At 36.8% G+C, this 24,004-nt stretch carries 22 protein-coding genes and 3 pseudogenes; 9 read left to right on the forward strand and 16 right to left on the reverse strand.

Annotation, left to right across the window (positions count from 1 at the left end; translation table 11 throughout):
• Positions 1–14: 14 nt before the first annotated feature.
• Positions 15–1,010: an asparaginase gene (locus ACFX4L_RS14850; protein ID WP_317778776.1), complete on the reverse strand. Its 996-nt coding sequence runs from the start codon at positions 1,008–1,010 to the stop codon at positions 15–17.
• Positions 1,011–1,724: 714 nt separating this feature from the next.
• Here ACFX4L_RS14850 and ACFX4L_RS14855 point away from each other — a divergent pair.
• Together ACFX4L_RS14855 and ACFX4L_RS14860 are read left to right on the forward strand one after the other, a co-directional pair.
• Entirely contained in the window at positions 1,725–1,904 is a 180-nt protein-coding gene (locus ACFX4L_RS14855; RefSeq protein WP_061462608.1) for an H-type small acid-soluble spore protein, read from the forward strand.
• Positions 1,905–2,231: 327 nt separating this feature from the next.
• Positions 2,232–3,584 (forward strand): annotated as a pseudogene (locus ACFX4L_RS14860) (IS1182 family transposase).
• A gap of 139 nt (positions 3,585–3,723) precedes the next feature.
• On the opposite strand, the gene ACFX4L_RS14865 reads toward ACFX4L_RS14860, so the two are convergent.
• The 4 genes and pseudogenes from ACFX4L_RS14865 to ACFX4L_RS14880 form a co-directional block, all read right to left on the reverse strand.
• Complete coding sequence (locus tag ACFX4L_RS14865; protein ID WP_377386942.1) at positions 3,724–4,494, reverse strand: GH25 family lysozyme; 771 nt, start codon at positions 4,492–4,494, stop codon at positions 3,724–3,726.
• 693 nt (positions 4,495–5,187) lie between these two features.
• Positions 5,188–6,315 carry a PepSY-associated TM helix domain-containing protein gene (locus ACFX4L_RS14870; RefSeq protein WP_377386939.1) on the reverse strand — a complete coding sequence of 376 codons (1,128 nt, stop codon included), beginning with the start codon at positions 6,313–6,315 and terminating at the stop codon, positions 5,188–5,190.
• Positions 6,316–6,498: 183 nt separating this feature from the next.
• On the reverse strand, positions 6,499–6,723 hold the full coding sequence (locus ACFX4L_RS14875; protein WP_061462602.1) for a hypothetical protein: 225 nt from the start codon (positions 6,721–6,723) through the stop codon (positions 6,499–6,501).
• Between the two features lie 665 nt (positions 6,724–7,388).
• Positions 7,389–7,559: pseudogene (locus ACFX4L_RS14880) on the reverse strand (succinyl-CoA--3-ketoacid-CoA transferase); the annotation flags it as partial.
• A 155-nt stretch (positions 7,560–7,714) separates the two neighbouring features.
• Between ACFX4L_RS14880 and ACFX4L_RS14885 the strand changes: the two are divergent.
• The gene (locus tag ACFX4L_RS14885) at positions 7,715–8,524 is read left to right on the forward strand and encodes a DUF2935 domain-containing protein (protein ID WP_089364543.1); all 810 of its coding nucleotides are present in this window, start codon (positions 7,715–7,717) and stop codon (positions 8,522–8,524) included.
• 453 nt (positions 8,525–8,977) lie between these two features.
• Here the strand turns inward: ACFX4L_RS14885 and ACFX4L_RS14890 are convergent, their stop codons facing one another.
• Both ACFX4L_RS14890 and ACFX4L_RS14895 read right to left on the reverse strand, forming a co-directional pair.
• The gene (locus tag ACFX4L_RS14890; RefSeq protein ID WP_377386936.1) at positions 8,978–9,319 is read right to left on the reverse strand and encodes a hypothetical protein; all 342 of its coding nucleotides are present in this window, start codon (positions 9,317–9,319) and stop codon (positions 8,978–8,980) included.
• Positions 9,320–9,640, reverse strand: coding sequence for a hypothetical protein (locus ACFX4L_RS14895; protein ID WP_284471132.1), 321 nt, complete (start codon positions 9,638–9,640; stop codon positions 9,320–9,322).
• 390 nt (positions 9,641–10,030) lie between these two features.
• Here ACFX4L_RS14895 and mscL point away from each other — a divergent pair, with 390 nt between their 5' ends.
• Positions 10,031–10,429, forward strand: a complete 399-nt coding sequence (mscL, locus tag ACFX4L_RS14900) for a large conductance mechanosensitive channel protein MscL (protein WP_377387322.1) — start codon at positions 10,031–10,033, stop codon at positions 10,427–10,429.
• 372 nt (positions 10,430–10,801) lie between these two features.
• Here mscL and ACFX4L_RS14905 read toward each other — a convergent pair whose 3' ends face one another.
• Entirely contained in the window at positions 10,802–11,008 is a 207-nt protein-coding gene (locus ACFX4L_RS14905) for a hypothetical protein (protein ID WP_061462595.1), read from the reverse strand.
• Positions 11,009–11,328: 320 nt separating this feature from the next.
• On the opposite strand from ACFX4L_RS14905, the gene ACFX4L_RS14910 reads away from it, so the two are divergent.
• Together ACFX4L_RS14910 and ACFX4L_RS14915 are read left to right on the forward strand one after the other, a co-directional pair.
• On the forward strand, positions 11,329–11,838 hold the full coding sequence (locus ACFX4L_RS14910) for a DinB family protein (RefSeq protein WP_377405534.1): 510 nt from the start codon (positions 11,329–11,331) through the stop codon (positions 11,836–11,838).
• Between the two features lie 43 nt (positions 11,839–11,881).
• Positions 11,882–12,052, forward strand: coding sequence for a hypothetical protein (locus ACFX4L_RS14915; RefSeq protein ID WP_284471135.1), 171 nt, complete (start codon positions 11,882–11,884; stop codon positions 12,050–12,052).
• Between the two features lie 36 nt (positions 12,053–12,088).
• On the opposite strand, the gene ACFX4L_RS14920 is transcribed toward ACFX4L_RS14915, so the two are convergent.
• The 5 genes and pseudogenes from ACFX4L_RS14920 to ACFX4L_RS14940 form a co-directional block, all read right to left on the reverse strand.
• Entirely contained in the window at positions 12,089–12,817 is a 729-nt protein-coding gene (locus tag ACFX4L_RS14920) for a GntR family transcriptional regulator (protein ID WP_048678490.1), read from the reverse strand.
• Between the two features lie 67 nt (positions 12,818–12,884).
• Complete coding sequence (frlD, locus tag ACFX4L_RS14925) at positions 12,885–13,667, reverse strand: fructoselysine 6-kinase (RefSeq protein ID WP_377387316.1); 783 nt, start codon at positions 13,665–13,667, stop codon at positions 12,885–12,887.
• Positions 13,668–13,724: 57 nt separating this feature from the next.
• Positions 13,725–14,738 (reverse strand): SIS domain-containing protein, encoded by a 1,014-nt coding sequence (locus ACFX4L_RS14930; protein WP_057276224.1) that lies wholly within the window; start codon positions 14,736–14,738, stop codon positions 13,725–13,727.
• A 134-nt stretch (positions 14,739–14,872) separates the two neighbouring features.
• Positions 14,873–16,216, reverse strand: a complete 1,344-nt coding sequence (locus tag ACFX4L_RS14935; RefSeq protein ID WP_377387313.1) for an amino acid permease — start codon at positions 16,214–16,216, stop codon at positions 14,873–14,875.
• Between the two features lie 24 nt (positions 16,217–16,240).
• A pseudogene (locus tag ACFX4L_RS14940) lies at positions 16,241–17,058 on the reverse strand (TIM barrel protein).
• Positions 17,059–17,575: 517 nt separating this feature from the next.
• Between ACFX4L_RS14940 and ACFX4L_RS14945 the strand changes: the two are divergent.
• Together ACFX4L_RS14945 and ACFX4L_RS14950 are read left to right on the forward strand one after the other, a co-directional pair.
• On the forward strand, positions 17,576–19,066 hold the full coding sequence (locus ACFX4L_RS14945; protein WP_377387310.1) for a DHA2 family efflux MFS transporter permease subunit: 1,491 nt from the start codon (positions 17,576–17,578) through the stop codon (positions 19,064–19,066).
• Positions 19,067–19,362: 296 nt separating this feature from the next.
• Positions 19,363–19,944: a YitT family protein gene (locus ACFX4L_RS14950; protein WP_317778757.1), complete on the forward strand. Its 582-nt coding sequence runs from the start codon at positions 19,363–19,365 to the stop codon at positions 19,942–19,944.
• A 265-nt stretch (positions 19,945–20,209) separates the two neighbouring features.
• Here the strand turns inward: ACFX4L_RS14950 and ACFX4L_RS14955 are convergent, their stop codons facing one another.
• The gene (locus tag ACFX4L_RS14955; RefSeq protein ID WP_377386678.1) at positions 20,210–20,494 is read right to left on the reverse strand and encodes a hypothetical protein; all 285 of its coding nucleotides are present in this window, start codon (positions 20,492–20,494) and stop codon (positions 20,210–20,212) included.
• Between the two features lie 930 nt (positions 20,495–21,424).
• On the opposite strand from ACFX4L_RS14955, the gene ACFX4L_RS14960 reads away from it, so the two are divergent.
• Positions 21,425–21,823, forward strand: coding sequence for a DoxX family protein (locus ACFX4L_RS14960; RefSeq protein ID WP_377386675.1), 399 nt, complete (start codon positions 21,425–21,427; stop codon positions 21,821–21,823).
• 108 nt (positions 21,824–21,931) lie between these two features.
• Here the strand turns inward: ACFX4L_RS14960 and ACFX4L_RS14965 are convergent, their stop codons facing one another.
• Both ACFX4L_RS14965 and ACFX4L_RS14970 read right to left on the reverse strand, forming a co-directional pair.
• A complete protein-coding gene (locus ACFX4L_RS14965) occupies positions 21,932–22,552 on the reverse strand; it encodes a class D sortase (protein WP_377405536.1) in 621 nt (206 codons plus the stop codon).
• Between the two features lies 1 nt (position 22,553).
• On the reverse strand, positions 22,554–23,963 hold the full coding sequence (locus ACFX4L_RS14970; RefSeq protein WP_377405538.1) for a processed acidic surface protein: 1,410 nt from the start codon (positions 23,961–23,963) through the stop codon (positions 22,554–22,556).
• Positions 23,964–24,004 lie beyond the last annotated feature (41 nt).

A 24,004-nucleotide genomic window follows, 5' to 3' on the forward strand; every position in this document is an offset into this window, starting at 1 on the left:
TTAATGGCAGTATCTCAAAAAGATAACGTAATATCTGCTGCAATCGTTGTTTCCATCATTTCTTTTACCTTTTTTGGATCTGTTGTTTTTCCTAGCACCCACATCAATTTCGGCACAATTGCTTCTGTGTTCATATTTTTAGAACGCACTACACGATTATGGTCAATTTTCCGACCAACTTCATATATATCCATGTCTTCTCCTTCTTCTAGACATTGAGTCGTAATGACAACAGATACACCGTGCTCGGTTAATTCAATCAATTTCGCTAAAATGTTGCGCACTTGAAAAGGAATACCACCACTTCCATAGCTCTCCACAACCACTCCTTTATACAAACCTTTTAGGCAGTCAAAAAATTCTGGTTTTATCCCAGGATGTAATTTAACAACCGCCACATCTGTACAAAGTGATGTATCTAATTGAATGTGTTTATTTTTTTGGATATGAATGGATTTATTATATTCAATTATGTCATCATGTATCGATGCAACATACGGATAATTAATACTTTCAAAGGCATCATAGCTTTTCGTCCTAAGTTTAATCCCTCTTGTCCCTTGAATGACTTTGCCGTCAAATACAATATATACCCCACCTATTTCTTCACAAGCAAAACGGATGGCATCTGAAATGTTTCGTTTTGCATCTGTTTTACTATACGAAATAGGAATTTGCGAGCCTGTAATAACAATCGGTTTTGATGCATCCTGTAACATATAAGAAAGTGCAGCTGATGTGTAACCCATTGTATCGGTGCCATGCGTAATAATAAATCCATCATACTGATCGTAATGTTCGTAAATAACATTCGCCATATCTATCCAAAACTCTGGTTGCATGTTGGTGCTATCAATGTTCATTAACTCCTTCGTATCAATATGGCAACGTACATTTAATTCAGGTATGTAACTTAATAGATCATCGGCATGCAGTTCAGGTGCAAGTCCGTTTTCTCCTTCAATTGAGGCTACTGTTCCGCCAGTCGTAAACAACATTAATTTTTTCAATGATAATGGCTCCCCTATCTATTTTTTACAATAAGTTTTTCAAAAGAAAGTATTCAATCCGCGTGCATTTATTCAATTCGCGTACTTTTAATGTAATTATAGTTACATAAATATAATTATTCAAGATAAAAATATTCAATTTTCGTACACTTCCTCCACTTTTTGAATCCACAGAACAAATAATGAATATCAAAAAGGTAATTATTTCAGTAATTTTAACTTAGATGTTTAAGCATAAAAAACCATATACCTCAACGTGTTTATATGTTTTTAAAGAGAGTATTATATTTTTTTCTAAATGTTTTTATATACGTGAATCATTTCGTGAAATAATGTAGAATAATAATCTTCCAATTTTAAAATCTTTAATTGGGGGACAATTGATTTTATCCCATGTCGGATAATATACCGCCAGTCCAGATTTAAACATACAGTATCCTTAAAATTTCGTATTTTATCAACTCAACACTTTTTACAATCCTATCCATTTCAGCAGACAACCTATTATTTTTAAGTTTTAGGATTTCCATCTTATCAATAAGATTAATTGAGCTCTCGCCCTCATATAACAGGGAAAGGTGCAACATTATTGCGGCTTTTTGTTATATATTAATCCCATGAAATTAAGGCTTATTTTTTAGTACCTTTAAAAAACGAATAAAATTCAGTCTTTCCCCAAATAATAAGTAGACTAATAAGCAGGGAGGGATTTATGTGGATGTTAAACGTGTAAAACAGATTCTTTCTTCATCATCTGACATTGAGGTGAGATATAATGGCACTTCAGTATGGATTGATAATTTAAATGAAGACGGCAGAACTGCTACAGTACATCTCAGAGGACCATTAGAGGAAAAATCAGAAGTGGGCATTGATGAACTTAAAGAAATATAATGAATTTCAATTAAAAATAAGCTCCTCTCTTATAGAGAAGAGCCCAGACTGTAGACAAACTCGATGAAAATCGCGTTTGTCTACAGTTTTTTTGAGGGTTTTAAAAATTCGAACGTTGATTAGAACGTAGGGCACTCGCTTTCCGCGGGCGGTCCGGGAGCCTCCTCGGCGCCTTTGCGCCTGTGGGGTCTCCCTTGAACGCGCTTTTCCCGCAGGAGTCTCGCACACCGGCTCCAATCAACTTTGTTTTAACAATTAGATATAACCGCTTTTGCCTACAGTCTTTTTTGTTTTAAAATAGGAGTATTAAAACTTGAGGTGATGACGATGCTTTCGAAACATAATTCTATTCAGCGAGATCAACTTGAAATGATTACTTTGGATCAACTGGTGCCAGCGAACCATTTGGTTCGTAAAATTGAGGCGGCCATTGACTTCACTTTCATTTATGACTTGGTGAAAGATATGTATTCAGAGATAGGGCTCCCAAGTATTGATCCAGTTATTTTAGTTAAATTGACATTGATTCAATATACCTTCGGTATTCGTTCGATGCGTAAAACAATTGAAGAAGTTGAAACGAATATGGCTTACCGTTGGTTTTTAGGTTACGGTTTCCATGATAAAGTGCCTCACTTCTCAACGTTCGGGAAAAATTACGAGCGACGCTTTAAAGATACTGACCTGTTTGAACAGATTTTCTATCGCATCTTAATGACAGCTTCCGAAAGAAAGTTAATAAGTGCTGAGCATGTATTCGTTGATTCCACTCATGTGAAAGCCAGTGAAAATAAGCGAAAGTTCGCAAAGAAAGTCGTTCGCAAGGAAACACGAGCGTATCAAGAACGCCTTCAAGAAGAAATAAATCAAGATCGTGAAAACCATGGAAAGAAACCTTTTCCACCAGATAAATATTATAAGGAAGAAACCAAAGAGATTAAAGAAAGTACAACAGATCCTGAGAGTGGTTACTATGTGAAAGATGAACGGACAAAACAGTTTGCCTATTCATTTCACACGGCTGCAGACCGCAATGGTTTTGTGCTAGGGTCGATTGTAACACCTGGAAATACGCATGATAGCCATATGTTAGAGCCACTGGTTGAACAAGTGATTGAGAAAGTTGGAAAGCCTGAAGCCGCAGATGCAGCTTATAAAACACCAGCCATTACAAGCTAACTCTTTGACAAAGAAATCACACCGGCTTTACCCTATACACGGCCACGAACAAAAGAAGGATTCTTCCGCAAACTTGAGTATGTTTACGATGAACATTTTGACTGTTACCTTTGCCCATCGGGCGAGATTTTAAAGTACTCAACAACAAATAAAGAGGGATATCGTGAGTACAAATCTCCCAAACACATTTGTAAGACATGTTCATTTTTATCACAGTGTACAGAAAGCAAAGACCATCAAAAAGTGGTGACGCGCCATATCCGGCAAGAAAATATGGAAGAAGCAGATCACCTGCGTCATCATCAAGATGTAAAACCTATCTATGCGAAACGCAAGGAAACGATTGAGCGTGTATTCGCAGATGCAAAAGAAAAGCATGGTATGCGTTGGACTACTTTAAGGGGACTTAAAAAATTATCGATGTAGGCGATGCTTACTTTCGCTGCCATGAATGTAAAGAAGATGGCCAATTGGACATGGCAAGGTCCAAAAATGGCCTAACATAGTGGGCTCGTAGAGACCCAAGCTCTTAATCTTGAGCAAAATTCCAAGAAAATATCAAAAGGGGATCGGAATTAATACATTCCGAACCCCTTTTGTCGACAAACTGAGCTCCTCTCTTATAGAGAAGAGCCTTTTCTTATTTCAACCTTAGCTTTTGACCGATATAAATTTTGTCCGGGTTTTTAATGCTGTTAAGACTAACAAGAGATTTTACGGTTGTTTTGTTGTTTTTTGCAATCAAGCTTAGTGTGTCGCCTTTTGTTACAGTATATGTTGTGGTTGATTCAGTTTTCAATGCACGGGAGTTGGGCGTCCTAAAAGAATTTACTGTATTTGTAAAATCCCTATAAGCTATATTCAAATCCACCTTTGTGCTGATACCACTTATCTTACCAGAATCGGAATGCTGCCAAATATCTGTGCTTCGTCCCAATGAGCTGTTGTATCGGGCAATCCACAAAGCGTACTTCGTCAATCTTGATTCATCTAAAGTATTTTCGAGAAAGTATTTACCAGTATAAAGCATAGCGGTGTATCCTGCTTCATCGATAGAGTCTAAAAAAGCTATTGCTGCATCGGTTAACTTTTTTTTATTTGCACCTTTTTTATTTTCTTCAAGATCAAGAACAACAGGGTAATTTAAAGTAAAAGAGCTGATAGAATCTAAAAAATAAGCAGCCTCTGCCTTTGCCCCAGCAACAGTAGCAAACTTAGCATAGTGATAGGCCCCGACTTTCAATCCCGCTGCCAAAGCTTGAGGAGCATTTTCTTTAAAATACGAGAGCTTAGGATAATTCGTTCCCTCGGTTGCTTTAATGAATACAAACTCCATGCCGGCCTTAGCAACTTCATCCCAATTAATAGCACCTTGCCAATGTGAAACATCGATTCCCTTTACATTTTCCATATTAATATCCTCCTCTTTTTTCAAAAGGAAACCAACTCTATGTTGCATGATTATAATCCTTTTTCAAATATTTTGATTTTATTCGTTTATTTAAATACCTCATGGTGGAAACATACAGTCCTATTGTCCAAACTATAATTGTGGGGATATTATTGCCGTCATAAATACCATTCATTGGGTATCATCTAAAATTTTTTTCAGTGAAAGCATTTAAAGTCGTTAAAAATCAGATTGAAAGTAAAGTGCTTTAGTTTTCAACGTTTATTGTATGGCTATTCTGATTTTATTAATATTAGAAGGGGGGGGGGCCGGCCGATATTACTAATCTTTTTTTTGAAATTTGAAATCGCATATTTCAAATCATATGAAATGGATTATTCTGCCGATTCCCTATAAATTGTAGAGTTATAATGAAAATAGTTCCATAATAAAAAGGCTGCCGTAGCAACCCTGTAATTGAAGTAAGGCAATCTATAGTTGATCAAGAGCAGATAATTCAGCTCTTGTCATACCTTATTACTTTCCTAGCTCTTTTCGAAAAGGTAAATATTAAATATGTTTATTATTATCTAATTGTTATTGACTTCCTGACTAATCAATTTGAATCCAATACTCTGAGATTTTTCATCTTCAATTCTATATACAGCACTTGCTTTAACCGATGTAGAATGCAATGGATTTCAAATCAAGTGTTTATGCTGCTGCTATTGAATCGTTTTTCTGTTTCCTTTTTTTCTTGTTCTTTTTCTTATAACTCCACATATAGACACCAGTAAACATCAGAATGGATGGAGTAAGGCCACCAATGGAATACAAAATTTTTGTAATTAAGCCACCAAAACTACCCGTATGTAACGGAAGGTGCCATGTTTGATAGATAAGTCCACTATTAACATGTGGGTCTAACTTGCCCACAACTTTTCCACTATACTGATCTAACCACACTTTCACATTTCCTTTTCCTGGATCATATGAACGACTAAGACGAAATTCCACTGCGCCTTCTGGAGTTCCCCTTTCCACCTTTTCGGGCATTCTAACTTGCATAAGTTTTCCCTGTGGTATGGCTTTTTCAGCCCTATTTAACAACTCATCAAGTGGAAGCTTTCCAGTTGGAATGGTTTTTGAGATAAGCTGCTCTTCTGGAGGCATTACCTTTGCTTTTGCACCAAACCAACTAAAAATCATTTCATCATACACAAAAAGGGCCCCTGTTATCGAAACGACCAATAAAAACGGAATGGAAAATCCACCAATGACTTTATGTAAATCAAACTGCCTTACATATGGGTTGGCATTACGTCTCATTATAAACCCACGTGCCAATTTTTTAATCCCCGGCCACCATAAATATAGTCCTGATAAAGTTATAAAAAAGAAAATAAATCCAATCATACCGACGATTTTCTCACCATTGAAGTCTTTTAACAATAGCTGTTCGTGAAATTCCTTTATCTGATTAAATAATGCTTTATCCCCTAATGTTCCATTTATGTATCCTGTTCCTGGATTGACATATATGCTTTGTTGCTCCTCTCCTTCCTTTAGGCGGAATAGATAAACTCCACGAGCATTAGGTTCACTTGGAGTGTATATACGCTCAATTTGTCCTTTTGGATGTGATTCTGATATAACCTGCACGGCTTGCTGATACGTAACTTTTTTCCCTTCTGTAACTTTATATAAATTAGGATGCAGTATACTGTTTAGTTCAGGTTCAAAGACAAGCAAACTTCCTGTTAAGCCAATCAGTACTATAAATACCCCAGCTAGCATACTAAGCCATAAATGAATTTTTGCAATGATTCTACGTGTTTTCATAAAAATGCCTGCTTTCCAATAGTAATTAATTTTGAAGGATAATCAATAATATAAAGATAATGATAATCATTGTCAATTAAAACTTTAAACAACCCCTATTGGATAATCTTTTGAGGCACTTAAGCATAAGAAAAGGGATGCACCAAAAAGCCATACATCTTGGGACATCCTCTTTTTTATAGATTAATATTCTTTTGTCCTTATTCTTTTAGCTGCATAGGCAAGGTTTTTCAAACATTCTATTCGAACTTTATCGTCACATACAAAGTCGTATAAAATTTCATTTTCCAATTTTGAATATATTAATGAGATTTCATCCTCTTTTGTCCATTTTCCCATTCGATAAATTTCTAAGTGACTTAGCATTTCTTGTACAAAGTATTCGACCGTACCAAACAAAACAGTCATTTTATATACCCCACTCTTTTTCTAATTCATGATTTTCTTTGTTTCTTTTCTAAAACCTATTTCATTCTATATATCCTATAATCCAAATTCATAAAAATCATCATTATACTATTTTACAAATTTTCATTCTTAATAAAGTTCGAAAGGCTTTACTTGTTTCTACGGGTAAAGACATTATTATTTAGTTTTGAGTCAATATTCAATAGACGATTCATTACAATACATTCTATATGTACCAATTATCTAGTACTTTAAGAACCATGCAGAGTTGTCACAATCTTTGTAACAGAAAAAAGAGCAAGTAAAAAAGATTGCTTGCCCTGTTTCTCACTAGCAATTAAGAATAAGTTATACATTATCATCATCTAAATCTTGAAAGTTAAACTAAGCAAGTTCTCCAATACAGTCTATTTTCTTTAATTGAATAGGTTACTCTTATTGTCTGCCAATAAGTTTCGAGTTTAACATTTCACGGATGATTAAAGTTCAACCTGTGTACAGTAATAGATTGAATCTCTTCAATGGTATACCCTTTTTGCTAGCATTAAACCAGATTCCGTTACATCCATCACCGCTCGATCTATATTAATTGAGTTCACAACTAATTCCTGGTAGAGGCAAGGAGCACTCCTTAGGATATTCTGCTAACCATTTCTATTTATTCATTTTGCTCCATTAACATGGTCCATAATTCCTCCCTTTCCCTTAATCATTTTCCCTGGAATCATCTATACGCTTGATCTCCACTCTCGGAAACTTCCATACCTTCTAATTGCAAAAGACTCGACACTAGTGAAATAGAAAGATCCGTTCTTGAAAGTGATTGTTTCCTTTCCTCATTTATTAGGCTACGATTCAAAATACATATTTGATTTATTTGTGACTTATATGTAACTGAGTGGTATACAATTGCCCCCTTTTTAATATGATTTTAAAGATGGTAAGGATAAAGGGGGATATAGTATTGGGTGAAAACAGCCAGGAAGCTAATATGAGAAATAATTCTGGAATGTTTGTTGAACGTTCTTTAGATGAAATCCGTTTTTGGTCACGAATTATGAAGGAACACTCGTTATTTCTAAGACTGGGTTTCAGATGTGAAGATACACAGCTAATTGACGAAGCTAATCAGTTTTTTCATGTATTTGAACGGATAGAACAGCAATCTCATTCCTTTACAAATCAAACTGATCCAGAACAGATTAGAATATTTAATGCGGAAGTGCAACAAGCTGCTACGAACATATTTTTCTTTAAAAGGAAAGTGTTGGGGTTAATACTTACCTGTAAATTGCCTGGTGCAAACAATTTCCCACTTTTAGTTGACCATATAAGTAGGGAAGCCAATTATTTTAGAAAACGATTAAAAGAATTAAATGAAGGTAAATTGAAACCACTTGCTGATGCTATCATCAAAGAGAATGTTTTCTTTTTAAGGATCATGGCGGATCATGCAAAATTTATTGGACATCTCCTTGATCCATCGGAAAGAAAGCTTGTAGATATGGCGCGAAACTTTAGCAATGATTTTGATCAATTAGTCTTTCAAGCTGTAGACTTAGAGTCCATGAAGCCGCAATCTCAAACTGCCCCTCTTTTGGATCAATTTCTAGATCAGAACCGTGTTTCCGTCGTATCACTTCGAGACTTTAAGAAAACCGCCAGAGATTTAATCGAAGAATGCAAAATCAAGAGCATTATCCATCCTCTATTGGCTGATCACGTTTTCCGTGAGGCCAATCGTTTCCTTGAAATTATCGATATGTTTGAATCCCATCTTACAGGTGAAACATACAATTAATTGAGTGTGAATTATATAGAAAATTGCAATTATCGGCTAAAGAGATTATAACCTAAAATAGGCCCCTCTCGATTTAGAGAAGGGCTTTTCCTATGTTTTTGCTGTTAATAAAGTGAGTTCACCAAATTTTATCCATTCCCCCTAAGCCCATCCTTTTTGGACTCTTACTTAGCTTAACTATAAAGGATATTCAAGCACTAGCTCGATTTTAAATGGCACTCTTACCGATCATAATCTATGCCCACTTTTCTAGGACATCCAACTATTGCATTTTTGAGAATCTCAAATTCCTCGGATTTATAAAATCGGTTTACGCATTAATCCCCATTCGCTATATATATCTTTCCTCCAATAATTATCTTTACACCTAATGCAGTATTCTTGCGCCTTCAACCATTCAGGGGGAAGTTTCTCCCGGATGGAAAAATTCTCTGATTTATCGGACTATACTTTTCAGTTTAGATATTTTTTTAGTTTCTCTTTATCAGAAACATGAATCCATGGTAAATCTCGATTATCATTATTAATGCCAGGTTGGATAACTCGGCTATATAAAAGGTCATAAATACAATCATTTATTAACTGTATATCTTTTTCTGATATTTTCCGGTTATAGGTTATAGCAGCTGCTCCTGTTTGTTTAGTTACTCCTCCTATTAAGCCCCGTTGTTTTAATGAACTTCTAATAACTTCTCTGATAGCGTCTAGACAAGTCAACGGGAATACATCAAGGTGTTTAACAATCATTCTAAAAATATCCTCTTTAGATAAGTCCTGTTCAATATTTTGTCGCAATTATTCCACCCCCATCTTCAAAACATTCTTCAAACGAAACGTAATTTCCTCCTTTATCCACAAAAAGGACAAAACCCCTAATCCGATACCACCCTTTGCTTTATTCTCAATAAATAAGAACACTGATTTACGGCTTTCAGTCACAAATACAACTTCTGGAAAAACGACCCATTTGGTCTTTAAACTTTTATCGAAGATCAACAAATAATTAACCAATGCCCACAAAAAAAAGCCCTCTCGATTTTTAGAAGGCCATTTAACAATGGAGGAGTACCACTTAGGGGGTAGTACAATAATATAATTATCGCCAATCAAAAACATTTATATTCCTCCCTCCCTTATATTCAGTAACAATTTAGTGAAAGCTTCTTTACCTGCCTTCAGTGACGATTGCCCCTTAGACATTCCCCATCTGCCTTCCATAACTATTGAATTGCTTTTTAAGTACTATTTGTAAAGCTTTAATAAGGCTTGGTTCTAGGAACGTTAAATCCACCCCCGCAATAAGACGTGCTTTATAACGACTTTTTAATGTCTTGTGAAAGCTACCCCCTTTGATTGACTGCTTTCATTCTACTTATTAATGGATTTCAAAAGATTAAACGGATGCTTATTCCTATCTTTGGAAATAATAGAGGCCACTAACTCTATTCAATTTTCTCCATGTTTCTGGTATGCTTTTATCTATAAAAAATGAAAGGTGTAGTTACGATGATAAAGGAATTCAGGGAGTTTATAACTAAAGGAAACGTTCTCGATCTTGCTATAGCTGTAGTGATAGGTGCTGCATTTGGGAAAATCGTTTCATCGCTAGTCGAAAATATTATCACACCTCTAGTTGGAATTTTACTAGGAGGGGTCAATGTTTCTTCTTTAGCCCTTCCAGTTAATGGCGTGGATGTTCAATACGGTGCATTTGTTCAAGCTGTGATTGATTTCTTGATTATTTCGTTTGCGATTTTCATGTTTATGAAGATAGCGAATTCTCTTATTAGAAAAAAGCAAACGGACGAGGAAGAGGTAATTGTAGTGGTACCGGCAACCGAGCAATATTTAAAGGAAATTCGTGACCTTTTACAAAAAAATTCAAGGCAGGATGAAACATTATAATTTCATACTTTAATTCAACACACGGAACCATTTAATAATAATGGTCGCATGTCTTCTTGGAGTAACGGAAACGAAAGTTCAAGAAGACATATAAATAATTAACGATTTGGCCACTCTCAATTAAGGGAGGGCCATTCTAGAAGCAAAAATAGAACGTGAAAAAGTATTAAATGACATGGCAGAACACCCTCCTTTGATACAACCGCAAAATCAATAGATGAATTATCTAATAAAAAACTAAATGCTAATCTGCAATAAAAGGTATCCCCTCTAAATCAATGGCGTTTTCTTGTTTAATTAACGGTGAAAGTTCAAAATTACCGGATTCACCTCTCATTCTCCAAAATAAAAAGCATCCTCGAGAGGATGCCCTTACATGGACTCATAATTTTTAATTTCAAATTCATTTACAGGCCGATTAATTGACTTTCCCAATTTTTTAATAAGCTCTTGGTAATCCTTAGTATCATTAGGATCTATACCTTCTCTGACGTTTAGTATCTCATATCGATCATACTTCTCTGGAATAAGTTTTCCGTCAACATGGATATAAAGCCTATATTTAATTCTCAGATTCATATTACCATCTCCTTTACTATCAGTTCGATATAGGGAGCTAATTTCCTGCAAGAAATAGCATCCTTATATGGATGCGCCAATATCTATAATCAGAAAGATTCGCATTTTGTTTTAACATTAGTAAATTTGCAATGAAAGGTGCATGGATAAAGCAGTGGAGGAAGTATGCAATAACTTCATACTCCTCCTACCTGTCAAAAGGGAAGTGTTGTTATTTATATATAAAAATATTAATAAATATACTTTCTTGAATTCAACTGAATTTTTTTGTCATTTAGGGCATAAATTGTTCAATACGACCCAAAATGGAGGTTTTTTATATGAACCACCCCGAACAAGAATTAAATATGTACAACTACCACGTGTGGGCAAATGTAGTTATCATTGATCGTTTAACTGAACTTCCACAGCACATTTATCATAAGGATATTCGGAGTGGTTTTTCTTCGGTATCTAAAGTGTTGTCTCACATTTATCTTACAGATTACACTTGGTTTGACATTATCTCAGGTAATAGTATGGATGAAGCAATGAAGTCTTCTAATCTATTAAGAGAAGTGGTGGAAAAGAAAAGTATTGAGGAAATGAAAAAAACATTTATAGACTTATCCGAAAGAAACAAAGCCCTTCTGGAAAGTGTGGAGGATATGGAAAAGGTAATTGTCGTGGATAATCCATATGCTGGGTTGCTTGAAACTTCCATTTCCGAATCGGTATTTCATGTTGTCACTCACGGATCATATCATCGTGGTAATATAGCTACCATGTTGCGACAAATGGGGCACACTTCCGTTATGCAAGATTTTGGCCTTTACCTTTATTCAAAATAGAACACCAAACTATATACCATTTCCTGAATAGGGGGATGTATCGATGGATGAACTAGTTGGCTCTTGTGTTCGCTGTGCACATGATGTATATTGTACGGCTGGTTTTCTGAACGGTATTCTGTTAGATAACAAGAAAATCTTGTGTTTTAATTGTAAGGATATTTTAAATGCGATGATCAAAGAAGAAAGTTTGGAGGAGGAAAATCAAAACTAGATGTTTAAATAGGTCATGCCAAATTAATGGCATGACCTATTTTGCCCGATGAACAGTCAGATTGACCTTGTTGGTTTCACACATGAACGTTGAGAGGTGCACAGGCTGGTCGTTTGCATCGAAAGCAATCTTCACTATTCTAAATAAATTTGCGCCAATATCGCATTCTAAATATTTAGCATGGATTTTTGTAGCACCAATCACGTCTATAATTTTATCGTTACTGACTATTTCGGTATGGTAATCTTCCAATAGGATTTTATAAGTTGATTCATCCCTTGCAATCTTCTTTTCCAAATCCGGAAAACGAAGTAACGAATAATGAGCGGTATCGTAGAAAAGCGGACGCTCATCTACATACATGAGTCGCTCTAGTTCGAGAACGGGGCTTCCTTCTTCAATGAGGAGATGACCTGCAACATCTTTTGGTGCGGCTATGACCTCACTTCTTAAAATCCGGGAATTCGGTATCTTCCCAAGCTGATGACTAAACTCTGAGAATCCACTTATGGATAACAACTCATTATGAAACTTATTAGATGCAACAAAGGTACCCCTGCGCGGAATACGTGTAAGTGTTCCTTCCTTCACCAATTCCTCGATTGCTTTTCGAATGGTGATGCGGCTAACGTTATAAGTTTCACAAAGCTCTGCTTCGGTTGGGATTTGTTCATCTGGTTTGTATTTACCGTTCTGAATATCATTCTTCAACATTTGCCTTATTTGCATATATAGTGGCTGGGGGGTTGAAGGATTTAAATTCATATTAGATTCATCCTTATCCGTCAAAATTTATTATTTACTACCTATTATACATGATTTACAGTCCCAGTCACCACGCACCGAAATAGCTAATGGTTTTCGCAGCAGACTCTGTACCCAATTCTAAGCAATTTTCGATAGATTGGCCTTTCAATAATCCATAAATAAAACCGGAAATGAAGGAATCCCCCGCACCCATTGTATCTACCACATTCGCTTCAAGGGCACCGCATTGATAAAATTGAATGCCGTCATAGGCAAGTGAACCATTTTCTCCTAAAGTGGCGACCGCAATTTTAGATCCTTGATTTTTTACATCTTTTAAAAATTGGCGGATAAAAGCATCATCCTTCATATAAGAGAAAAAAGGATAATCAACAAACTGCGGTAAAGTCTTCACTAGATCGTGATCTAGCTGATCTGAGAAATCAAAAGACGTGAGCATTCCATTTTCTTTAAATAAGGAATAGTACTTATCCGCATGTCCCCAAATCCCTGAATGTATGAGCTGGTATGTTTGAATGTAATGGAGTTCTTCCGTCGTTAAGCGGAAATGTTTCATGACACCTTCATCGTATTCTCCAAACCTGCGGTCATTTCCTACCATTTCAACAAAGGTAACAGCTGTTTTTCCTTCTTTCCGCGAAAGATGAGAAATATCAACACCTTTTTCCTGTATCGCTTTAACCATTTTTTCACTGTATTGATCGGAGCCCACCCAGCCGATATAAGCAGATTCAGCACCTAACCCTCTTAAATAGACAGCCACATTTAAAGGATTACCGCCAGGATAGACCTCCCCGCTCTTTTGATAAACATCCATACAGTTATCTCCGACTGTAACCGTTCTCATCATTTTCCCCCGCTTTCTTTAAACTTAAGAGCACTACTAAGTAGTGCTCCACTTATCTTAATATTCCATTTGGCGATAGTATCTTCTAAGTGTTAATGGATGATTTCTTTCACGCTCAAGGTATACGCTGATTCGACTTAATACTGACCAGTTGATGCTAACTGAAAAGTGTTTTCTGAATTCTTCGCTGATGCCTTCCATTTCAAAGCTTTTGGTATCAATAACCGTTATATTTTTTGAGATTTTTTCTACAAATCTCTCTACACGGTCCATCAGCGGTCTAGTTTCATCTTCCCCTTTTAGTAAAATAACACTTGTATCTTCAACAACAAGTTCAAGCGTACCATGGAAAAACTCTGCAGCGTGGATGGATTTCGCCTGGATCCATTGCATTTCCTCTAAAATGCACATGGCATATGAATAAGTGTTTCCCCATAGGTTACCAGAACCGACCATCATGTGGTAATCCGTGTCTTTATGTGTAATGGCGAATTCCTCTGCTTTTTTGTCAAAAGATTTAACGGCATCTAGAATTGCACGCGGAAGTAGAGAAACCTCCTTCGTGAATTGTTCATATTGCGGGAATTCATTGTTGTTATGCATGAAACGGAAGACGACCATGTACAAAAGCATAAAGAAAGTATCAAAAGAGTGCGTTTCAGAACCAGTCGTTATACAGTAATCCGCAATTTGTGTTAACGGAGTATTTGGCTCTGCAACTAAAGCGATTGTAGTGGCGCCTTTTTCTTTACAATATTCAGCCGCTGCAACTGTTTCTTGAGTAGTCCCGGATACAGATGTAAAAATGCAGACTGAATCTTTGCTGAAATGCTTATGATTCATCACCATGAACTCAGCGGCAATTTCTGCATGGACATCGATGGTAGAATTTGATTTTAAAATGTATTCATATGGATACATCATGGCTATGGTGCCACCAGCACCGATAAGGAAAATATTGCTGTAGCCCCTTTTTGTGATTCCATCTACGATTTCTTCAATCTGGCCTCTAAAAGCAAGGCCCTCTTTTTCTACAAGATTTAGAAATAACTCCTCATCAAACTTTAGCATTAACAGCTTCCTCCCTTACCTTTGTTTATTTGTTATGTCTTGTATTATATCTAAACGTAATAATTCGTACAATTGTTTTATTTTAAATTTTAGTGTGTTTGTCAAAAGCAGTCCTAACTTCCCTTAAAATTCTGCTAAGCCACGATATCACTGTCGTTATTTCTCTTGGATCCATATTTCCTTTCCCAATAATAGTAAACCGGCAGACCTGTTGCGATAACGATCAATGCTGCAATCACTCCTTGAATAGGCGCCCAAGTAAATGTTCCCCAAGCCAGCCATGATGCTCCAAGAATAGCTAAAACCGTCGTTAACCTCCACAATGGCATACGATAGATTGGATTATAATCATCCCTTTTACGGCATTTATAAACAGCGGCAAAGTCCATGATGTTAATTACCAATTGAATCAGTGTGAAATAGCCAAGTAATACTGTTAAATTACTGAAGCACACAAGTATACATGCATACGTAACCTGAACGATGATAGAGAAACTTGGAGTTTCATATTTAGGATGAACTCTTGCAAAACGTTGAAAGAATAGTCCGTCCTTTGCCATTGCGTACTCAAGGCGGGGCTGAAACATTATGCAAGAACTCAGCGAACCCAAGATAACAATAATCGCCGTAATGGCCACGAATGATGATGCAATATCAGATAATCCCGGAATATATTTTACAGCTTCAGAAACAGCCGCATTGGAGTTGATTAATTCATCAAACGGCATCAAACCGATGACACAAACGGCTAACAGCGTATATAAAGCCAACACGATGAATACCGAACTAATAAGAGCTCGTGGAAGTATTTTCCCTGGATTTTTGAACTCCCCAGCCATGAAACAAATCGCAGCCATTCCCGTATATGCCCATGTGGTTGCGGATACACCACCTATTAAATTTGACTTTTGGGCACCAGGTCCTGGTGTATAAGCAAAGTTATCAGGATTCATGTACATAATTCCCAAGACAATGACAATCAGGAAAGGAATGATCTTGATAGCCGTGATAATGACTTGGAAAAGACCTCCTTCCTTCACACTTCGATAATGAATCGATGTGATGAGCAGGATGATCGCAATACCCAATAATTTCTCGGCGACCCCAGAGAAAAATGGGAAAAAGGTTGCTAAATAAGAAACGATGGCTAAGGCCATAATCGATATGGATGGAGGATCCAACGCCCAGAAAGTGGCCCATCCATATAAAAATGCCAGAGGCCTCCACCCAGCTTTATTTAAATAAACGTAACCGCTTCCATTTTGGGGGTATGCTGTCGATAACTCCGCCAGCACCATTACTTGCGGAATGGCAATCACCCCTCCTATTATCCAGGCTAGAATGGAAATGGAAGGAGTACCCGCAGTCTTTGCAACATCACCGGATGAGACAAAAATACCCGACCCTATTGTAGTTCCAACAGCAATAGCCAGAGCAGACCAAAAACCCAGTTTTCGTGTAAGTGTGCCATTACTCATAAAGAGTTCCTCCAAATTAGATGATTAAATTCCCAATTCCCTAACTTTTTCAATTGATTTTTTGATTGCATCTCTTGGATTTTGATAATAATTTGATCCCATAATCTCTAAAGTACAACTTCCTTTGTAACGATGGCTTTGAAGGCTTATTAAATATTCCCTCCAATTTAAAACCCCATCATCCAGTGCCAAATGTGCATCTGATTGACCACCCCCGTCCATTAGGTGAAAATGGCCTAATTCGGGAAGGAAGGAATAGTACTCATCAGGTGTTTCACCCGCCAGATGCATGGAAACCGTATCTATCATTCCTTTTAATGAAGTAGATTGGATTTCCTCTAACATTTTCTTTAGCCCTTTTGAGTCGATTACCAGATTGGATTCATACTTTGTCAATGGCTCTAAAACAAGAATCAAACCTTCCATCTCAGCTACTTTGGTTAATTGAAAGATTGAGTCACTTGCATATTTCCATGATTCCTCTTGTGAGACAGAAAAGTCCCCTATTCCAGAAGTGATAAGCATCATGTTTGTGTCTAACTCCAGCGCGGCATAAAGATTTTCCATAAAATATTCCATGCTTTTTTTCGCCAATGAGCATCCGAGGATGCAATGTTATAAGGATAGATACATTGTTCGGGGGTATAGCAAATGATTTTCATATTTCTAGACTTAATTTCCCTTCTCAAACTCCTTATATTTCCTAATATGTTTCGATAAACATACAAATGCGGCTCCCCAGCCCATAACTCAATGCTATTAATCCCAAGGTTGTCCATGCAATCCAAAAAATAATGAAAAGGGAAATGCCTAAAAGTTATATTCATCCCTGCAATATTCAATTATTTCACCCCCTCATAATAACTTTTTATTTGTTATGCTTTGTATTATAATCAACAAGTACATTGATTACAATAATTATTTTGAATATTAAAAATATAATCATTCGCAAAATACGGAAAAGTCGTGATTTTATTGTTCAACATTAATTAACTATTTTTTAGTGAATACGAATGGTAGAATGTTAAAGTATTATACCTAGTGCACAAATTTCTCTGGTACATTGTAAGTATTATATTGGTGATTATTGTTTGAAATATGATATACCTGTAGAATGGATGTTAACCTGGGGGATTTCCAAGAGATAATGTATCCTGAAATATTGTAAGTGAGTGGTTAATAAAGAATAAACACCTCAAAAAAGCCGTAATTGAGGTGAATCTCCTTAAATGCTGTATTTTACCGGAAAATATAGGTGGGTTTACACTAATACTTCGTGAGACGAATTAGTTTCTAAACTTTTAAAAATAGCAGGCAGTACAATTTGTACTATCCTAGCGGAAAGGACGTGCCATAATAATGAATCACGACAAAACAGCCATCACTAAAGTACGTACAGGTCCCATGTTTGCGGTGATGCTGGCTGGTGCTCTAGTCGCTTTCTTAAATCAGACTTTAATTAATATCGCATTGCCTCAATTAATGACTCATTTTGACATATCAGCTGCAACAGCGAATTGGCTTACTACTATCTTCTTATTGGTCAATGGGATTGTCATCCCGATTACCGCTTTCTTAATGGAACGATTTAATACAAGACAATTATATCTAGCTTCGATGGGACTCTTCGCCTTAGGAACTTTTTTATGTGGAATTGCCCCCAGCTTCTCCGTCTTATTGATCGGACGTGTGGTTCAAGCTGCGGGTGCGGGGATTTTGTTCCCGTTGATCACAAATGTAATTTTCACTTTATTTCCGCCTAACAGACGCGGTTTCGCAATGGGCATATTTGGTATCGCGATGAATTTTGCCCCGGCTGTAGGACCTACGCTATCAGGATGGATTATCCAAAACTATTCTTGGCGGGTTCTGTTTTTTATCATTTTCCCATTTGCCCTGCTTGACTTCATCTTTGCCATTTTCATCATTAAAAAAGTAGGGAAAACCAGCCGGCCTAAACTCGATAAACTGGGTGTAATTCTATCCACTATCGGATTCGGCGGGGTTCTATATGGATTTGCTACTGGCGGTATTAAGGGCTGGGGCAGTCCCGAAGTACTGACGATGTTCCTTGTTGGAGGAATCAGTTTAGTTTTATTTGTCTGGAGGCAATTTACTGTATCACATCCTATTTTGGAATTTAGAATTTTTCGGTATCGGATGTTCACTTTAACGACAATCATCAACATCATCGCAACCATGGGTATGTTCTCTGGAATGATCATCATGCCAATCTATATGCAGAATATCCGTGGGTTCACTCCGATGGAATCCGGTCTCATGCTATTGCCTGGCGGGATTTTAATGGGGATCATGTCCCCTATCACAGGTAAGCTGTTTGATCGATTTGGTGCGAGATGGCTTGCGGTGAGCGGACTTGCCATCACTATCATTACAACCTATCTTTTAACGCGGCTTCAAACAGATACGTCCTATTCTTATGTGGTGTGGGTATATACCATTAGAATGTTCGGAATGTCGATACTGATGATGCCTATCTTCACAGCCGGATTAAATGAATTGGCACTTAGCCTAAATAAATACGGCACAGCAATGGTCAATACATTGAGAATGGTGGCAGGTGCTGTTGGCATGGCATTCTTTGTGTCCATCATGACAAACCAAGGAACGAAACATGTTCAGGAAATCTTATCTCAAAGGAACATATCACCGGATAATACATCACAAATGGCGACGGCCATTAAACAAGGCAGCGTAATGGGAGTGGATGATGCATTCATGATAGCAACAGGTTTGACCATAGTTGCATTCATACTGGCCTTTTTTATACGGCAAACTTCACCACAAGAAGATACCATTACAAATCGCCTATCAAAAAAAACATCTTGAATTAACAAGGCTAAATCCAACCTATTTTCCAAGGTATAAAAAATTCTTTTATTATTAAACTGACTTGCCCCAAGAAAACAAGGAAAAAAAAGAGACTCTTTTAGTGTCTCTTTTTTTTGCCCTAATTACATCATGGCCTCAACGAGAATGCCTTTATTTTGATTAGCGTACTCCCATGTGAATTAAAAATATCTTATGAAGAACAAATAGCAATCGTAATTCCCAATCAGCTAAGTATATATTTAGATTCCTCTCATATATTTTAAGATAATGATTTGGACAAGGGGAATTTTTTTATGAGAAAGTTTGTTACATTGCTTTTTTCAAGTTTTTGCATTGGAGTAGGTCTTAACTTATTTATTATCCCCATTCATCTAATAAATGGCGGGATATTTGGCATAAGTTTATTAATCAAATATGTTTGGGGAATCCAGGTTGGACATACTATGATCATGATCAACATTCCCATATACCTTCTATCTCTTCTATACGATAAGACTTATTTCTTTAATGCCATCCTTGGGTTAGCGTTTACTTCAACCATTATTGATTGGCTAACACCACTAAACGGTTTGGTTCATCTACCGATCATAACGAGTGCCATTATCGGTGGAATGACGATTGGGATTGGTGTTGGTTTTATGCTGAGACAACATATTAGCCCTGGTGGAGTGGATTTGCTAGCACTATTAATCTCAAAAAGCACAGCAACTAATCCAGGAATTGTTATTTTTATTATTGATTCACTAATAGTAATTGCGGGAATTATTATATTGAAAGACTTAAAGTTAATGTATTCCATCATCACGATTTCCTGTATCGGGTTATGCGTCATTTTAATCAATTCTTTTAAGTCAATAAACTTTTTTATAAGATAAAGCCCTACCTAAAATTGCTGCAACAGGGTCAATTACAGTGTTCGCAATTTTACACTATTCATATCTGCAACACTTCAGAAAGGCAAAGCTATTCAACCTTAAAATTACCTCAATAAGGCAGTGCTAAAGTAGGCACTGCCTTTTACAATAATGTAACTCCAAAATTACCTTTAAGCGGTGGACTTTTGGACTTTCCCTTATGAAATTAAAAATCTGTGAGTAAAGTATTCTATTACACCAAGTAATATTCCTACAATAATTGCTCCTATGAAAGTGATTGAAGCATTCCATAATAGATTGAAAGAAAATGCCCAATCAAAACGGTAGCTACAAAATCCGCAACACCCATCCATAAAGTTCCACTTTTTAATATGAAATATTCCATACCAACCCCGACAATCGCTAGTACAAGACCAATAATAATTGGTTGCCAAAGAGATGAATAATTTATACCGGCACAAAAAAACCCGAAATTGGGCAAACCATAATCAAGTATATCCCCCCTTTCGATATACATTTTGCCCGGAATGTAATGAAATTTCCGCTCCATAAAAAACACGCTGTAGTTATACATTACATAATGGAGAATCTTTCAGCCTTTCCTTTTTAAACTTCTTGATTTTTTTGATTCACGCTCTAGGTAAGCTGCTCTTACAGCTTAAGAAAAATTAGGGTTACTGTTTTATGCAACCCTCACTAGACTGAAGAAATTTGCGACACTCCTGCCGAATAACTGGCAAGCTGAGACCCAGGAGTAGCTTGCAGCGGGAAGGCTTGGCAGACAGTCGCACCGTTTACTCGTGATTTCACGTCGTTTACTCGTGAGTTTGGCTGTTTTACTCGTGAATTTGAGCTATTTACTCGTGAGTTTGGCATATTTACTCGTGATTTCGTGCTGCACCCATGATTTCGCACGTTTACTCGTGATTTCGCACTGTTTACTCGTGATTTTGGCTGTTTTATTCGTGAGTTTTGGCTATTTACTCGTGAGTTTGGCTGTTTTACTCGTGATTTCGTGCTGTACCTATGATTTCGCACGTTTACTCGTGATTTCGCGCCGTTTACTCGTGAGTTTGGCTGTTTTACTCGTGAATTCAGCATATTTACTCGTGATTTCGTGCTGTACCTATGATTTCGCACGTTTACTCGTGATTTCGCACTGTTTACTCGTGAGATTGGCTGTTTTACTCGTGAATTTTGACCATTTACTCGTGAATTCAGCATATTTACTCGTGATTTCGTGCTGTACCCCATGATTTCGGCTGTTGACTCGTTGGAGCGGATTTCTGAAATCAACAGAATATTTCTCAAGAAAAAACTGTAGGCAAACAGGAGTTTTCTTCGAATCTGTCTACAGTCAAGCGATTCTTCAAGAATCGGGCCACGACTGTTAAAGTTCAATAATTTTTTATAGAATGCATTAAAAAAAGGAATGTGGAATATGATTAATATGTCAATCTAAGGGAGGGAATGAGAATAAATGAAAAAAACAAAAATTATATATTGGATCTTTACAGGGCTTTTGGTGGCATTAATGGTTTTGGGTTCTATTCCGGATATAATGTCTGCTCCCGATGCAGTCGCTTTATTTAATGATTTAGGTTATCCTACCTACCTCCTACCCTTTATTGGCATTGCCAAATTATTAGGTGTCGTGGCAATACTTATTCCTGGCTTTCCAAGAATCAAGGAATGGGCTTATGCCGGTTTTGTATTTGATTTGACGGGTGCTATGTATTCAAGCATATCAGTGGGCGATCCCGCCAGTGGATGGCTGCTTTTCATTATCGGATATATTTTGATAGCCGGCTCTTATATTTACCATCATAAAATAATAAAATCCGTTACATCGAGTACTTTGAGCACTAAGAATAGCTAAACAATATAGTGAAATATCCTTTCAACTTTGATTTCCTTTTTAAATAGAATTTGTGGAAATAATATTAATAGAGCCCCAATAGGATTTCCTTATTGGGGCTCTAGATGATTAACTTACTGTTTTTGAAGTCAAATACGCGACAAGTATATAACGTTCAGGTGCTGACCCGATATAATCAAAAGGATAACAGGTACTGACGGTAAGCGTTGCTCGTGGCTTTGGTACGATTACGGTACGATCATCCTCATCTACAATTCGAACTTTGTTGATTTTGTATGTGAATTCTCCTGCCGATGTTCTTACAATCAACAAATCTCCTTCACCTACTTGCCCCAGTTTACGGAATACCGTATCTCTATGACCGGAAAGAACGGAATTGTCATTTTCACCTGGCAGCACACTTTCAGCAAAGTGACCAACGCCTTTCTCCAATTCATCCTCGTTTGTTCCATGGAAAATGGGGAGTTTTGCTTTTAGTTTGGGTATATATAGTTCCCCGATTTCTTCACCCGTTTTAGGGCGGACAGGATATAGCTCTTTCTTTGTTGTTTCATTTCTTGGTGGTTTCTGTACAGTTTCTTTTACTTGGCTACTTGGAGCATGAGTCTTGTAAAGAAAGTAGCCTTTTGCAAACTTATACATATTGGATGTGGTAAACCAAACCCCAAATAAAATGATAGCAATTGTACAAGAAAGCAGAAGTAACCGCTTTTTCTTAAATTGTTTCATATTAAGCTTTCCTTATTTTTCGATACATCAAGCTCCCGAACAAGACAATGAATAGTCCTAAAAGGGCATTAGGGATATAATCGGAAGCGGTCTTTGGAAGTTTAGCTCCTTTTACCGTATGATGTTCCGATTTCTTAATAGTGCTGATTTTTTGTTTTACTGGTTTAGCCACTGGTGCCTTTTCAATGGTCCTTGTCACTCCTTTAGCAGAATCCTTTAATTGTTGGCCCGCATTTGTAAGAGTGTTAGAATCGACCATTTCACCCGTAATCAAAAGATCAGCCAAGAACTTCCCGTCAGTAGTGTATATGGCTATTTTCATGTTAGCACCCTTCAATTCTTCCAATTTCATTAAATCCAAAAGGGATACAGGTGATTCCGAGCCGCTTTTCACAAGGGAATAGGATACTTTTAGCTTAAAGATGGAAAGTAGTTCTTCATAGATAGATGCCATTTCAGCTATCTGTCCAGCAGTAAGCTCGGTTGCTACATCAAAATCCTCGAAAGCCATCATGCGGTTGCCCAATTCTTCAAGTCGCTTGACTGTTTCCGGATCTGAAAGATGATCTTCCAAAGTTATTAAATGGTCTTCAAGTCGCTGTAGTTCCTCTTCCGTTAGACCGAGATCCCCCTCGAAAATAGGCAGAAGATCATCGGCAACTTCTCCTTCCAAATCCCCGCCAGTAATGGTCCAAACAGTTTCTTCAAGATTATCTATGTATATATAATCGTTAAAATCTTTACCATTTTCCTTTAACAATTGAAGCAGTGGTTGTTTATCCAGTCCATAATTCTCATTAAAATAATCTAAGTTGCTTAGGTCTGCCTTTATGACGTCACCTAAGAATTCGCTAAGCTCTTCGACAGATTCAAAGTCTTCAGTACTTAAATCATAGGTGTCTAATGATACTTCGATATCGTCCTTTGTTACTGCGAAGCCTCTTTCCTTGCTGACCTTGGTTAAATATTTGACTAAATCTTGGTCAAAATTTGGATCCTGTTCAAAATCTCCCTCTTCTGTATAGAAATAAACAGCTTCATCCAGGTCCCAGATAAAGATATAATCGTCGAGTTCTTCGCCATTTTCGTGTAATAGTTTAATTAGGCCTTCATTAGTTAGGTTATAATCCTCATAAATGGTATCTAAATTACTTAAATCTGCTTTAATAACTTCGCCTAATGTTTCTTTAAGATCATCAATAGATTGAAAGTCTTTAATACTCTCATCATATGTAGAAAGAGAACTTTCAATATCATCCTTCGTTACTTCAAATCCCCTTACATTGCTTACCTTTTTTAAATACTTTGTAAGTTCCTGCTCAAAATTATTGCTTGGAGCTGCCGATGCTAATTGTGGGAACAAGCTAATTAACATCGTAATTGAAAGTAAAATGGTCAACAGTTTTTTCATACTTTTCTCCTATTCATAACATTTCTATATTTCTAGAAAAT

The sequence above is a fragment of the Peribacillus sp. YIM B13482 genome (genome assembly GCF_042787975.1).
In the GTDB taxonomy this organism is placed as follows: Bacteria; Bacillota; Bacilli; order Bacillales; family DSM-1321; genus Peribacillus; species Peribacillus simplex_A.